The organism is Providencia sp. PROV004 (genome assembly GCF_011045615.1).
Taxonomy (GTDB): Bacteria; Pseudomonadota; Gammaproteobacteria; order Enterobacterales; family Enterobacteriaceae; genus Providencia; species Providencia rettgeri.
On record NZ_CP042859.1, the window covers coordinates 443,836 to 457,660 of the forward strand.

Annotated in this window: 9 protein-coding genes; 7 read left to right on the plus strand and 2 right to left on the minus strand. The window is 39.8% G+C overall.

What is annotated here, in order from left to right:
• Window positions 1-271 precede the first annotated feature (271 nt).
• The 3 genes from FVA69_RS01960 to FVA69_RS01970 all read left to right on the plus strand — a co-directional run bounded on the left by FVA69_RS01960 (window position 272) and on the right by FVA69_RS01970 (window position 3,189).
• Window positions 272-1,063, plus strand: coding sequence for an N-acetylmuramoyl-L-alanine amidase-like domain-containing protein (locus FVA69_RS01960; protein WP_164528315.1), 792 nt, complete (start codon window positions 272-274; stop codon window positions 1,061-1,063).
• Between the two features lie 444 nt (window positions 1,064-1,507).
• Window positions 1,508-1,765, plus strand: a complete 258-nt coding sequence (locus FVA69_RS01965) for a helix-turn-helix domain-containing protein (RefSeq protein ID WP_004915254.1) — start codon at window positions 1,508-1,510, stop codon at window positions 1,763-1,765.
• 536 nt (window positions 1,766-2,301) lie between these two features.
• Window positions 2,302-3,189: an N-acetylmuramoyl-L-alanine amidase gene (locus tag FVA69_RS01970; RefSeq protein ID WP_109913082.1), complete on the plus strand. Its 888-nt coding sequence runs from the start codon at window positions 2,302-2,304 to the stop codon at window positions 3,187-3,189.
• 76 nt (window positions 3,190-3,265) lie between these two features.
• Here the strand turns inward: FVA69_RS01970 and iclR are convergent, their stop codons facing one another.
• A complete protein-coding gene (iclR, locus tag FVA69_RS01975; RefSeq protein WP_004915246.1) occupies window positions 3,266-4,096 on the minus strand; it encodes a glyoxylate bypass operon transcriptional repressor IclR in 831 nt (276 codons plus the stop codon).
• A 203-nt stretch (window positions 4,097-4,299) separates the two neighbouring features.
• Here iclR and metH point away from each other — a divergent pair, with 203 nt between their 5' ends.
• From metH to FVA69_RS01990, 3 genes are all read left to right on the plus strand, one after another.
• The gene (gene metH, locus FVA69_RS01980; RefSeq protein WP_164528316.1) at window positions 4,300-7,983 is read left to right on the plus strand and encodes a methionine synthase; all 3,684 of its coding nucleotides are present in this window, start codon (window positions 4,300-4,302) and stop codon (window positions 7,981-7,983) included.
• A 69-nt stretch (window positions 7,984-8,052) separates the two neighbouring features.
• A complete protein-coding gene (locus FVA69_RS01985; RefSeq protein WP_202983392.1) occupies window positions 8,053-8,643 on the plus strand; it encodes a hypothetical protein in 591 nt (196 codons plus the stop codon).
• A gap of 163 nt (window positions 8,644-8,806) precedes the next feature.
• Window positions 8,807-10,282: a tetratricopeptide repeat protein gene (locus FVA69_RS01990; protein ID WP_109913079.1), complete on the plus strand. Its 1,476-nt coding sequence runs from the start codon at window positions 8,807-8,809 to the stop codon at window positions 10,280-10,282.
• Between the two features lie 61 nt (window positions 10,283-10,343).
• Here FVA69_RS01990 and lysC read toward each other — a convergent pair whose 3' ends face one another.
• Window positions 10,344-11,720 (minus strand): lysine-sensitive aspartokinase 3, encoded by a 1,377-nt coding sequence (gene lysC / locus FVA69_RS01995; RefSeq protein ID WP_004915235.1) that lies wholly within the window; start codon window positions 11,718-11,720, stop codon window positions 10,344-10,346.
• 369 nt (window positions 11,721-12,089) lie between these two features.
• Between lysC and pgi the strand changes: the two genes are divergently transcribed.
• Complete coding sequence (pgi, locus tag FVA69_RS02000; protein WP_123382739.1) at window positions 12,090-13,736, plus strand: glucose-6-phosphate isomerase; 1,647 nt, start codon at window positions 12,090-12,092, stop codon at window positions 13,734-13,736.
• The last annotated feature ends 89 nt before the right edge of the window (window positions 13,737-13,825 follow it).

The window sequence follows — 13,825 nt, forward strand, 5'->3', positions numbered from 1 at the left end:
AAGTCAATTTGGGTTGTGCCTATCGTTATTTACTCTAGTACTATAGCATCAATGTTACCGGTAACATTGTTCAATGAAAGCGAAGGCGTTGCAATATAGAAAATGAATATTCGAAGCTATCTGTGATCTGAATCAAATTTGTAATATGGTATGGATAGGGTAGGAAATAGGCAAATAAGCATGCTATAGTGGCTTTTTTGGTTATTTTATCATCAAAATTCAATTAGATAATTGTCGAAGGTTAGGCTGTATTAATGAGAAGAGTGGCAGAATGTTAAGGCTAGCTACAGCTGCATTTATATTGTTGTTGGCAAATTTTGTTAAGGCTGAGGTTGTTTTAGCTTCCGGGTCATATAACATTTTAACTGAAGTTTTTAATAAGCAAACTGAAATGCAATTACACAATGCCTCACAGGCAGAAAAAATTGATGCATTGACTCAATACTTTTTAGCCACACCTTACAATAAACAAACATTGAATATGAGCCCACTCTTAGCCGAAGAATTAGTGATTAATTTGAAAGAGATGGACTGTATGACATTCATAGAGTACATCGAGGCTTTTAAGCGTTCGAAAAACTATGAACAGTTTGTGTTAAATTTAACCAATATTAGGTATATCAACCAAAATATCACCTTTAAACATCGTCGGCATTTTTTTTCTGATTGGGCGCAAGAACCTGAAGCTATTGTGGCAGATATTACCAGTGAAATAAGTTCACATGCTGTTAAGGTAAATAAACAACTTAATTTAAAATATCATGATCAGAGATATATATCGGGATTACCCATCAAGAATAGGTCAATTAACTATATTCCAGCTAAGTATGTGGATGATGATTTATTATTAAGATTAAAAACGGGGGATTACATTGGTATTTATTCAGGAAATTATGGGTTAGATGTAAGCCATGTTGGGGTTGTAATACGTAAAGGGAAGAAAACAATATTTAGAAATGCGTCCTCATTGCGTAGAAATTTTCAGGTCATTGATATTGAACTGAATATTTATTTAAAAGGGAAGGCTGGGATTGTTATTTTTAGACCTAAATCAGATTATTAGCCTGATTTTTTGAATTTATTAATAATAAAATAAATTATTAATCTATTTTTTTGATATAAAAAATGAGTAAATCCAGTTTTTATGTATGTATAAATTTAACATATAAAGTGGAAATTATTTAATAATAAAAAACATATAATTATTTTTATTAGTTACTAATTATTACTAATAACATTTAAAATGTAAAAATATATTAAATTATCGATTTGGTAAAAATAAACATATAGGAATATAATTTTATTAAAAAAATGAAAAAACTGTTATAAAGCAATGAATTACTTTATAAATATTACTTAGTTCTTTTTCTTTTGTATATAAAAATGATGTTTGCCTATCAATCTTGTGCTTTTTGATTACTCGTAACTATTTTAAATAGTTATGGTTAATTTTATAATGAATAATACTAGCTAAATTATTTTTCTTATTTAAATTTAGGAGATGGTTATGCATATAGCTAAAAAGAAAAATGTTTATGCATTATTAGGTAATCATTTACGTAAGGCTAGAGTGAGTAAGGGATTGTCAGGAAATGAGTTAGGCTCAATTATTCATTTGAGTCAACAGCAGGTATCACGGTATGAATTAGGTATTAATAAATTGAGCTTAGATAAACTAATTGAAATTGTCATTTTTTTAGATATTGATATTAATGAAGTTACTAAAATAATTGCTAAGCAGGTTGAGTATGAAAAAATGAGCTAGCAGTAATTTAAGTAAGGTTATTTTTTATTTCTCTTTATAAAATTTTATGAATTACCTTATTCTTTTTAGAAATCGCTAGTATAAGAAAATATTTTATAACTTATACGTTACAGAGAACTAAACGATTAATTTAGCATAGTCGATGGAAAATCATTTTTATGATAACTACTTAAAATTGAAAATAATTTAAAATCAGCTTCTAGAAATAAAAATAATCAATTTATCTTTATTTTAATGGTCGATGAATTTGTTGGAACTCATAATGATAATTTTTCTAGTACTTGCTTCTGTTTTTGTGATATCTCCTACTTTTTAATGCAAGAGGAACTTTCTACAGAATAATGAAAACTTTTTGTTTCTAATATGAACTAAGAAGGTGTTAACACTATGTATTTGAACAGTTATTTCACCGTTTTGACTATATTCTTATGAATAATAAGCATCGTTTTGTCGTTAATGTATGAAAGTTGATAGTATTGATGACTACAGAATGCTTAAATAAAGCTTAATCAACAATAGAGTAAGGTTATGGTTCGATGTTCAAATATATAGGGATATTATTTGCCTTTTTACTATTAGGCTGTTCAGCCTCGAACAAGGGGTACTATCTCGATAACCGTTATCCATCAAAAAATAGTAGTCAACGTATTCAATATGTCATTATTCACTACACCGTTTCTGATGATGTGCGTTCTATAGCCACACTAACACAAGGTCAAGTGAGTTCTCACTATCTCATTCCAAGTGTACCTGAAACTAAAAATGGCCGGCCTGTTGTATTACAACTCGTTCCTGAGTCGTTAAAATCATGGCATGCAGGTGAAAGTTATTGGTTACACCATAATGGTTTGAATGATACTTCTATTGGGATTGAAATCGTCAATGCTGGATTACAAAAAGATGTAAAAGGAAAACGATATTGGGCTCCTTATAATGAAGCACAAATTGTTGCGTTGATCCCTCTCCTCCAAGATATTATGCAGCGTTATAACATTCCTCCAGAAAATATTATTGGTCACAGTGATATCGCACCACTGCGTAAGCAAGATCCAGGCAAGGCATTTCCATGGCAGCGTCTTGCTCAACATGGTATAGGGGCTTGGCCAGATCCTAAAACCGTGGCTAAATTTCTGGCGGGGCGTAATGCCAATGAGCCTGCAAACGTGTTACGCATTCAAAAAGCCCTTCATTTTTACGGCTATTCAACAATTCCTCTATCAGGTCAGTTAGATTCACAGACGAAAGAAACATTACGTGCTTTCCAACTGCATTTCCGGCCGAGAGATATTGAAGGACAAGCGGATGCTGAAACAGAGGCTATCGCGTTGGCACTTATTGAAAAGTACCGTGATATGCAAAAATTTAAGTTATTTGAAAAGACCTCGCAGTTGCCTAATGTATCAACAAACCAACAAGGTGATTAGAGGGCAGTAAAAAACTTTGTGAGATTAAGCTAAAGTGAAATACAGGTTGCTTTGTATTTCACTCTTTACTATTGAGTTAGCGGTTTGCACCATATTCATGGCTTATTTCTTTTGCGGCCTTGATAACCATAGCGCCTAATTCAGTAATACGGTCATCAGTGATACGTGATAATGGGCCTGAAATAGAAATAGCTGCAAACGCTTCTTTGTGCTCATCATAAATACAAGCTCCAATACAACGTAACCCTAAAGCATGCTCTTCATCATCATAAGAAAAACCTTGCTTTTTAGCCTGTTGTAAATTCTCTTTTAAGGCGGATGGGTTAGTTAGTGTATAAGGCGTATAAGCATGTAAACCTTTACGGCTTAAAAGTGGAACCAGTTTGTCTTCTGTTAAATTAGCAATGAACGCTTTGCCTGCACCCGAAGCGTGTAATGGCAGTTTTCCACCGATCGGTGCTGACATTCTCATTAGCGCATTGCATTGTACTTGGTCAACAATGACGGCATCGTACTCTGTATGGTCTAGGATAGCTAAATTGACGGTTTCCCCAGATTCATCCATTAAGCGGCGCAGTATCGGGTGAACGAGAGCTAACAAATTACGACTCTCTAAGAAGCTACTACCAATGATAAAAGCATGGGAAGCAATAACCCATAGGCCTAAATCGCCAGTTTGCCGAACAAATCCATGCTGTTCCAACGTCATTAATAGGCGATGTGTTGTTGAGTTGGGTAAGCCAGCTTGCATCGCAAGGTCAGTGAGGGCGATTCCCCCTGTTGATTCGGAAATATATTCCAACAGTGTTAATCCACGACTTAATGATTGAACTTGTCCTGCTGCAGCTGCGCCACTCGCCGGCCCTTTTGCTTTTTTAAGTTTCTTAGTAATTGGTGCCGTTGCCATTAAGTCTCTCCTGACTGTCATTTAGCTTCTATTATGAACTATTTCACTTGAAAATACTCATCGGATCAGTGAAAAGTGTGCTCTTGTGCAACCTTGAAAAACTCTCATCATAACAGCGAATTTTCACGAGAGAAGTTGTGATAGGATGTTAAAAGTAAAAATTTGACTTATTTCTCAGTGTTCCATTTCAGGAGGGCAGTGCAGTGTCCGCAAAAGTTAATCAATTAGAACAAGAATTAAAAAAACGTATATTGGTATTAGATGGTGCAATGGGAACAATGATCCAACAACATAAGTTGTCGGAAGCCCAGTTTCGCGGAGAGCGATTTGCAGATTGGCCGAGTGATTTAAAGGGAAATAATGACCTATTAGTCTTAACTCAGCCAGATATCATTCGAGATATCCATTCTCAATACTTTGAAGCTGGTGCGGATATTGTTGAAACCAATACTTTTAACTCAACATCCATTGCGATGGCTGATTATAAAATGGAATCTCTTTCCGCTGAAATTAATGAAGTTGCTGCACGTCTTGCTCGTGAATGTGCTGATGAGTGGACACGTAAAACGCCAGAGCAACCGCGTTATGTTGCTGGAGTCTTAGGCCCGACAAACCGCACCGCTTCTATTTCTCCGGATGTTAATGATCCCGCTTATCGCAATATCACCTTTGATCAACTCGTTGAAGCTTATCGAGAATCTACCCGATCTTTAGTAAAAGGTGGGGTCGATCTGATCATGATCGAAACCATTTTTGATACATTAAATGCGAAGGCCGCGATCTTTGCGGTAGAAACCGAATTGGAAGTTTTGGGCGTTTCTTTACCGATTATGATCTCGGGGACGATCACGGATGCCTCAGGTCGAACATTATCAGGGCAAACAACAGAAGCATTTTATAACTCATTGCGTCATGCTCAGCCGATATCATTTGGCTTGAATTGCGCATTAGGTCCTAATGAGTTACGCCAGTATATTGCTGAATTATCAAGAATTGCTGAATGTTATGTCAGTGCGCACCCCAATGCAGGGCTACCCAATGCGTTTGGTGAGTATGACCTTGATGCGCAAAATATGGCCGAACAAATTCATGAATGGGCAACCGCAGGGTTCTTAAATATTGTTGGTGGATGTTGTGGAACGACGCCATTACATATCAAAAAAATGGCAGATGCAGTAAAAGGCATCACTCCACGCCAATTACCGTCACTGCCTGTTGAATGCCGTTTATCTGGTTTAGAACCGCTAAATGTTGGCAAAAAATCATTATTTGTGAACGTCGGGGAAAGAACCAACGTGACAGGTTCAGCAAAATTTAAGCGGCTGATTAAAGAAGAAAATTACCAAGAAGCCTTAGATGTGGCTCGTCAGCAAGTTGAAAATGGCGCACAAATCATCGACATCAATATGGATGAAGGGATGTTGGACTCCCATGCGGCGATGGTACGTTTCTTGAATCTCATTGCTGGCGAACCAGATATTGCGCGCGTGCCGATTATGATTGACTCCTCAAAGTGGGAGGTCATCGAGGCGGGGCTTAAGTGCATACAAGGTAAGGGGATCGTCAATTCAATCTCAATGAAAGAGGGGGTTGAGGCATTTATTGAGCACGCTAAACTATTGCGCAAATATGGTGCTGCCGTGGTCGTCATGGCATTTGATGAAGTTGGCCAAGCAGATACACGTGAACGGAAAATTGAAATTTGTCGCCGTGCTTATCAGATCCTGACCGAAGAGGTGGGCTTCCCTCCTGAAGATATTATTTTTGACCCAAATATTTTTGCCGTAGCCACAGGAATTGAAGAGCACAATAACTATGCAATTGATTTTATTGAGGTCTGTAAGGATATCAAGGCTCAATTACCTCATGCGATGATTTCTGGCGGAGTTTCCAACGTCTCTTTTTCATTTAGAGGGAACGACCCTGTACGCGAAGCGATTCATGCTGTTTTCTTGTACTACGCCATTCGTAATGGAATGGATATGGGGATCGTTAATGCGGGGCAGCTCGCTATCTATGATGACTTACCTTCTGAATTAAAAGACGCGGTTGAAGATGTGATTTTAAATTGTCGTGATGACAGTACGGAACGCTTACTTGAACTGGCAGAAAAATACCGTGGAGCCGGGGCAGGAGAGCAGCAAGTTCAACAAGCGGAATGGCGTAGTTGGGAAGTTGAAAAGCGCCTTGAATATGCACTAGTGAAAGGTATTACCGAATTTATTATTGAAGATACTGAAGAAACTCGCCAACGTGCTTCTAGCCCAATCGAAGTGATTGAAGGCCCCTTGATGAACGGTATGAATGTGGTTGGAGACCTGTTTGGGGAAGGCAAAATGTTCTTACCTCAAGTGGTGAAATCCGCCCGTGTAATGAAACAAGCAGTCGCCTATTTAGAGCCTTATATTCAAGAGCTTAAACAATCAGGTAGCAGTGCAGGAAAAATCTTACTCGCTACGGTAAAAGGCGATGTCCATGATATTGGTAAAAATATTGTTGGTGTTGTTTTACAGTGTAATAACTATGAAATCATTGATTTAGGTGTGATGGTCCCATGTGAAACTATTCTAAAAACCGCGCGTGAAGAAAACGTCGATATTATTGGGTTATCTGGTTTGATTACGCCATCTCTTGATGAAATGGTGCATGTCGCTAAAGAGATGGAAAGACAAGGATTTACCTTACCATTACTGATTGGTGGGGCGACGACATCAAAAGCACATACCGCTGTGAAAATTGAGCCAAATTACAGTGGGCCAACAACTTACGTGCAAAATGCTTCCCGAACAGTGGGGGTTGTCTCGGCGTTATTGTCAGCAACACAAAAAGCAGATTTTGTTGCGCGTACGCGCCGTGAATACGACACCGTACGCCAGCAGCATGGTCGAAGAAGGCCAAAAACACCACCGGTGGCACTGGATGTGGCACGTGCGAATGCGGTAAATATTGACTGGCAAAACTATCAACCACCTGTACCAAAATTCCAGGGTATTCAAGAAGTCACAGCATCTATTTCAACGCTGAGAGACTATATTGATTGGACGCCATTTTTTATGACTTGGTCGCTGGCGGGGAAATACCCGCGGATCTTAGAAGATGAAGTGGTTGGTTCTGAAGCACGTAAGCTATTGAAAGATGCCAATAATATGTTAGATAAGCTTGATAAAGAAAGTTTACTAACGCCAAAAGGTATTTTTGGTTTATTCCCTGCAAACCGAGTTGGCGATGATGTAGAAATTTATACCGATGAGTCAAGAAGCCATGTACAAGTGATGGGGCTGAATTTACGCCAGCAAACCTTAAAAACTGAGTTTCCAAACTATTGTTTATCTGACTTTGTCGCGCCAAAAAACAGCGGTACAGCCGATTATATTGGAGCTTTCGCAGTGACAGGGGGCTTAGAAGAAGACGCGCTTGCTGATGAATATGAACAACAGCATGATGATTATAATAAAATTATGGTTAAAGCGCTGGCGGATAGGCTAGCGGAGGCATTTGCTGAATATCTACACCAACAAGTCCGTAGGCAATATTGGGGCTATGCAGCTGATGAAAACTTGAGTAATGAAGAGCTTATTCGTGAAAATTACCAAGGTATCCGCCCTGCACCGGGGTATCCGGCTTGTCCTGAGCACACAGAAAAGGCCAAAATTTGGCAGTTATTGGATGTAGAAACGCAAATTGGCATGAAACTCACCAGTTCCTATGCGATGTGGCCAGGCGCTTCGGTATCAGGCTGGTATTTTAGCCACCCGGAAAGTAAATATTTTGCCGTAGCTCAGCTACAAAAAGACCAAATTGAGGACTACGCAAAACGTAAAGGGATGTCGGTAACGGAGTTGGAGCGTTGGTTAGCACCAAACTTAGCTTATGACCCTGAAGATTAAAACCAGATCAATACATTGATTTTTCATGTATTCGGCACCATCTTATAGGTAATACATTAGAGGGGTCCAATGATGAGCTATGAATTTATTATTGAAGAAGAACTGCCACGCTCGGCGGTTTTTCCTTATCAGATCCAAAACAGTGCTGCGCCTGAAACGTTTATGATGAGTGAAGACGCGGTGAGCGCCATGATGAGTGTTTTACAGATCATGGATAAGCTTGATACCGATGATTCACTGAATGAGCACTGTTTTAATCAAATCTGGTTAAAAAGCGAGCTGACACCGGCAAGAGCAGAAGAAATTTACCTGTTTTTAGAAGAGAATTTAGCGGTAGAACCCGTCCCTTCAGAGGAAGAAATCGCTGCTTTTCATCAAGCCCAAGTTGATGAAAATAAACTGTTATCCCAAGAAAGCCCTAAAGACGGCATGGTACCCGTACATAAATTTTCGACCAATGACGGTTGGCTGGTGACCACGAAAGAGTGTGAGTGGATTGCGGAAGTGTTTTCACCAGAACTGGTGAGCGAAAATCACTTTATTGTTTCTCAGATCTCTGAACTGTGTAAGATCAGCCACCGCACATTGGAAGCTCTGTTAATTGAGTGGGGTAAATTTAATTTATTTGCCAGTAAACATGGTGGTTACCGCGTTAATTAAGCTCTGGGGTTTATTTCGGAGACAAAAGTTTCAGCAAGAGCCGGCGTCTCCTCCATTTTCTGAATAATTTCCCTATTATTCTACTTTTTCAGCTAACATCCCTTATGAATTATTTATTGGAATGATATGTTAATGAGATAACGCCAATAAATAGGTCATGGTGATGAAATTACGTTCTTTTCTGTTAGTTCTCTATGTTAGCGGTATTTCTCTTGCGCAAGCTGGCAATACCGTTGAAGCACCTTCTGCGAAAGATAAGCCAAATGCGCTACAGGCGCAGCCTAAAAGTACGCCAATTCCTGATGAATTCAAAGCAAAATTGCAACTAGCAAATGCCGGAGATGAAGAAGCGATGGTGGATGTTGGGCTTGCTTATATGGATGGGACTGAGTTTTTAGCTGCCAATGAGCAAGAGGCTTATCGTTGGTTTAAAAAGGTAGCTGACCGAGATAATACAGATGGCGATTACTACCTTGGAATGTTGTTGCACAATCAGGAAAAGTACCAACAAGCGGAACAATGGTATCGCCGAGGTGCCGAAAAAGGTGATGCTTATTGCCAATATGCGATGGGTTACTTATATGAACATGGTATTGGGGTAGAGCGAAATTTAAAACAAGCGAAAGCATGGTATACAGAGGCCGCAGAGCAAGAACACGCTAACGCACAGTTTGCGATGGGACTGTTTTATCATGATGGGCTAGGTGGTGATACCGATTACCAAAAGGCGAGAGAATGGTATGAAAGAAGTGCGGGAAATAATATTGCTGCCGCTGTGAATAATTTAGCGGTGATGTATGAAAATGGCGAAGGTGTAGAGCCGGACGACGAAATGGCGATTTACTTATATCGCCAAGCCGCCAATATGGGCTCTGCGACAGCACAAGTGAATATGGGTGACTTTTATCAAGAAGGCCATAGTGCAATAGAAAAGAATAGCTACCAAGCGATGTACTGGTATAAACGCGCTGCGCAACAAAATAGTATTGCAGCCCAACTGGCGATTGCGAAAGCCTATGAACAAGGTGATGGCGTTGGAAAAGACCTCGCTGAAGCCTTTATCTGGTATGAACGTGCGGCACAAAACAAATCCCAAGATGCAGGAATGAAAGTGGCTGAATTCTATGAAAAAGGGTTAGGTGGCGTTAAAAAAGACCCTGAAAAGGCCATTGAATGGTATATGTCACTTGCTAACAGTGATGGTAATGCAGCTCAAATTAAGTTAGCGAAGATGTATGTGTCTGGTGAGTTGAAAAATGTGGATGTCAATAAAATTGTGAGTTGGCTGCAACTGGCACAAGAAGATAGCATCGAAGCTCAAAACCAGTTAGCTATCTTTTATTTAACGGGAACGGGTGTAGCGAAAAACTCACAGAAAGCTCGGCAATTGCTGGAAAAAGCGGCATTTAAAAAGAACAGCGATGCACAAAATAACCTTGCGGTGATGTATGCACGAGGCGAGGGGGGCGAAAAAAATATTTTCCGTTCGGTAATGTGGTTTGAGCGAGCAGTAGAACTCGGTAATGAAACAGCAAAAGGAAATTTAGCGCTTTTAACACAGAATAAAGGTGTGACGGGCAAAATGTTGCAATACACCAACAGTGTTGCGCAACCCAGTAAAAATACGGGAAGGGATTAATTTTATAATAGAGAAGGCGATCGTGATGATCGCCTTTTGGTATTTTGATCAAACTTCGACACTATTCAAATAAGTTACTGTGCAAGGTACGAACGATCTCTTCAGCATCATTCCCAGGAACCAATAAACAAATATTGTGGCTACTTGCGCCATAGCTGATCATGCGAATATTGAATGACTCAAGTGCGCCAAAAATTTGCCTTCCTAGGCCATTCACTTGCGACAGCTCATTACCAATGATTGCGACGAGCGCTAAATTCTCTTCTACTTCGACACGACATAATGCGGATAACTCTGTCATCAGCGCGTTGGTAAGTAAGCTGCCGTTAGTTCCCGTTGAACCTGTTGTATCTAAGGTTAGTGCAACACTGACTTCTGACGTTGTGATTAAATCCACTGAAATATTGTGGCGCAGTAAAATGGTGAAAATTTCCGCTAAGAAGCCTCGTGCATGCAGCATTTTTAGGCTGTGTAAGGTGAGTAGCGTTTGTTTGCGGCGCAGTGCTAATGCCCTAAATTGTGGTGGATTAGTGGTTTTATCACACACAATGGTACCGCCAGCTTCGGGAGCTTTACTTGAACCAACAAAAACAGGGATCCCGGCACGTACTGCAGGAAGGAGTGTCGCTGGATGCAAAATTTTTGCACCAAAAGTCGCCATTTCAGCGGCTTCATCGAAAGCAATTTCATCAATCCGTTGGGCACTCGGTACGACGCGAGGGTCTGTGGTGTAAATTCCAGGAACATCAGTCCAAATATCGACACGTGATAAATTAAGTACTTCAGCTAACAGAGCGGCAGTGTAGTCACTTCCACCACGGCCAAGCGTTGTCGTGCGGCCTTTTTCATCACGGCCAATAAACCCTTGGGTGATCACAACCGATTCGGCAAGGCGCGGCATGAGTTGTTGTTCTGACAATGTTTTTAGCTGAGCTAGCTCTGGTTCAGCACGACCAAAGCTGTCATTCGTTCTCATCACTTTGCGTACATCAAACCATTGGGAATTAGCATTACGTTGGCGTAGTACTTCAACAAATAGTAAGGTTGACATTAATTCGCCATGGCTGACCATTTCATCCGTTAATGCATCGGAAGTGGCTAAAGCAGCCGAATCAGCTAAATGTGCAATATTATCAAGTAACCGATTGATTTCTTCACGAATAACATCAGCTGTTTGTAGATTATCAATAATTGCATATTGAATATCTTTCACTTTTTTCAGCAGTTCATTGCGTTTATCCGCATCGCAGCCTTCAGCCAGTTCGATTAATAAATTGGTAATGCCAGCAGAAGCTGAAAGTACCACAACTCGCACATTTGGGTTGGAAAGAACGATATTGGCGCTGTTGTTCATCGCTTCAAAGTTAGCGACGCTGGTGCCGCCAAATTTGGCGATAACATACTGATGGTTGTCTGTTGAAGGCGCTGCGGTATTCATGGTGTCAATCCCTTTGGTTAAACCTAATCTTTATATAGATTTATCGGGTAAATGGGATTGCGTCAATCAAGAATCGAAGTAAATCAGTAATTCTAATGATAGGTAATTTATTATCGGTTTTCTCAATATACTCGTCATACTTCAAGCTGCGTGGGTGTTGACTGCGTTCATTGAATTATTGAGAGCATATACCTGCTATTTTTTAAGTGGTATGCATTGAAAGTGCGTATTTCAATAAAAGGGGTAATTAAGTCTGGAAAAGTGCGGCAGAATTGGGGAATATCAATATAACGCAGAAAACCGATAAGTCTCGTTTTCGTGACGGGGTACAATCTATTTCTATTTAATATTATTTGGAGAGTGTTATCCATGAGAAGTATTAATCCAAGCCAAACGGCTGCATGGCGGGCGCTAGAGCAACATTTTGCGCAAATGAAAAATGTCCATATGCGCGATTTGTTTGCACAGGATAAAGACCGCTTTACTCATTTTTCGGCGACGTTCGATGGTCAAATCTTAGTGGATTTCTCCAAAAATAGAATTACACAAGAAACATTGGAACATTTATTAGCCTTAGCAAAAGAAACAGAGCTAGAAAGCGCTATCAACAGCATGTTCCAAGGTGAGAAAATTAACCGTACAGAAGACCGTGCGGTATTACATACTGCTTTGCGCAACCGCGATAACACCCCTGTTTATGTCGATGGCAAAGATGTCATGCCTGAAGTGAATGCGGTATTGGATAAAATGCAGCAATTTAGTCAGCGCATTATCAGCGGTGATTGGAAAGGGTACACCGGTAAAGCGATTACTGATGTTGTGAACATCGGTATTGGTGGTTCAGACCTTGGTCCATTTATGGTGACAGAAGCACTACGTCCATACAAAAACCACCTAAATATGCACTTTGTATCGAATGTGGATGGTACACAAATTGCGGAAACGCTGAAAAAACTGAACCCAGAAACGACACTGTTTTTAATTGCGTCAAAAACCTTTACAACGCAAGAAACCATGACTAATGCGCATTCTGCTCGTGATTGGTTCTTGGCTGCGGCAAAAGATGAAAGCCAAGTTGCTAAGCATTTTGTGGCGCTTTCAACGAATAGCGAAGAAGTTGCGAAATTTGGTATTGATACCAACAATATGTTTGAATTCTGGGATTGGGTTGGTGGCCGCTATTCATTATGGTCAGCAATTGGTTTATCGATTATTTTATCGGTTGGCTTTGATAATTTCGTTCAATTATTGAGCGGCGCCCATGCGATGGATAAACATTTTACCCAAACTCCATTAGAAAAAAACATCCCAGTATTGTTGGGTTTGATTGGCATTTGGTACAACAATTTCTTTGAAGCAGAAACTGAAGCGATTCTGCCATACGACCAATACATGCATCGCTTTGCCGCATACTTCCAACAAGGCAATATGGAGTCGAACGGTAAATATATTGGTCGTGATGGAAAACCTGTTACTTATCAAACTGGTCCAATTATTTGGGGGGAGCCAGGAACCAATGGCCAACATGCGTTTTATCAGTTGATCCACCAAGGAACGAAGATGATCCCATGTGATTTTATCGCACCTGCGGTAACTCATAACCCGTTAGGGGATCACCATGAAAAATTGTTATCGAATTTCTTTGCGCAAACCGAAGCACTAGCATTTGGTAAAACTCGTGAAGTGGTCGATGCTGAATTTGCTGCACAAGGTAAAAATGTAGCAGATATGGAATATGTTGCGCCTTATAAAGTGTTTGAAGGCAACCGTCCAACTAACTCTATTTTATTGAAATCAATTACACCATATTCGTTAGGTGCATTGATTGCCATGTATGAGCACAAAATTTTCACCCAAGGGGCGATTTTAAACATCTTTACTTTCGACCAATGGGGGGTTGAATTAGGTAAACAGCTCGCAAGCCGTATCCTGCCTGAATTAGAAAATAGTGATACCGTGAGTAGCCATGATAGTTCGACCAATGGTTTGATTAATAGCTATAAAGCTTGGCGATAAATTACTAACGTATTATTTAAATACTTCAATATAAGGTAGGAGCTTCCTGCCTTATATTGTTTAGTCGACATTTTGTTTAATTGAACGAT

What these genes read in the sequence shown, in the direction of transcription:
- lysC (WP_004915235.1), bottom strand. Translation starts at nt 11,720, where the DNA reads ATGAATACCGCAGCGCCTTCAACAGACAACCATCAGTATGTTATCGCC.
- FVA69_RS01985 (WP_202983392.1), top strand. Translation starts at nt 8,053, where the DNA reads ATGATGAGCTATGAATTTATTATTGAAGAAGAACTGCCACGCTCGGCG.
- iclR (WP_004915246.1), bottom strand. Translation starts at nt 4,096, where the DNA reads ATGGCAACGGCACCAATTACTAAGAAACTTAAAAAAGCAAAAGGGCCG.
- pgi (WP_123382739.1), top strand. Translation starts at nt 12,090, where the DNA reads ATGAGAAGTATTAATCCAAGCCAAACGGCTGCATGGCGGGCGCTAGAG.
- FVA69_RS01965 (WP_004915254.1), top strand. Translation starts at nt 1,508, where the DNA reads ATGCATATAGCTAAAAAGAAAAATGTTTATGCATTATTAGGTAATCAT.
- FVA69_RS01970 (WP_109913082.1), top strand. Translation starts at nt 2,302, where the DNA reads ATGTTCAAATATATAGGGATATTATTTGCCTTTTTACTATTAGGCTGT.
- FVA69_RS01990 (WP_109913079.1), top strand. Translation starts at nt 8,807, where the DNA reads ATGAAATTACGTTCTTTTCTGTTAGTTCTCTATGTTAGCGGTATTTCT.
- FVA69_RS01960 (WP_164528315.1), top strand. Translation starts at nt 272, where the DNA reads ATGTTAAGGCTAGCTACAGCTGCATTTATATTGTTGTTGGCAAATTTT.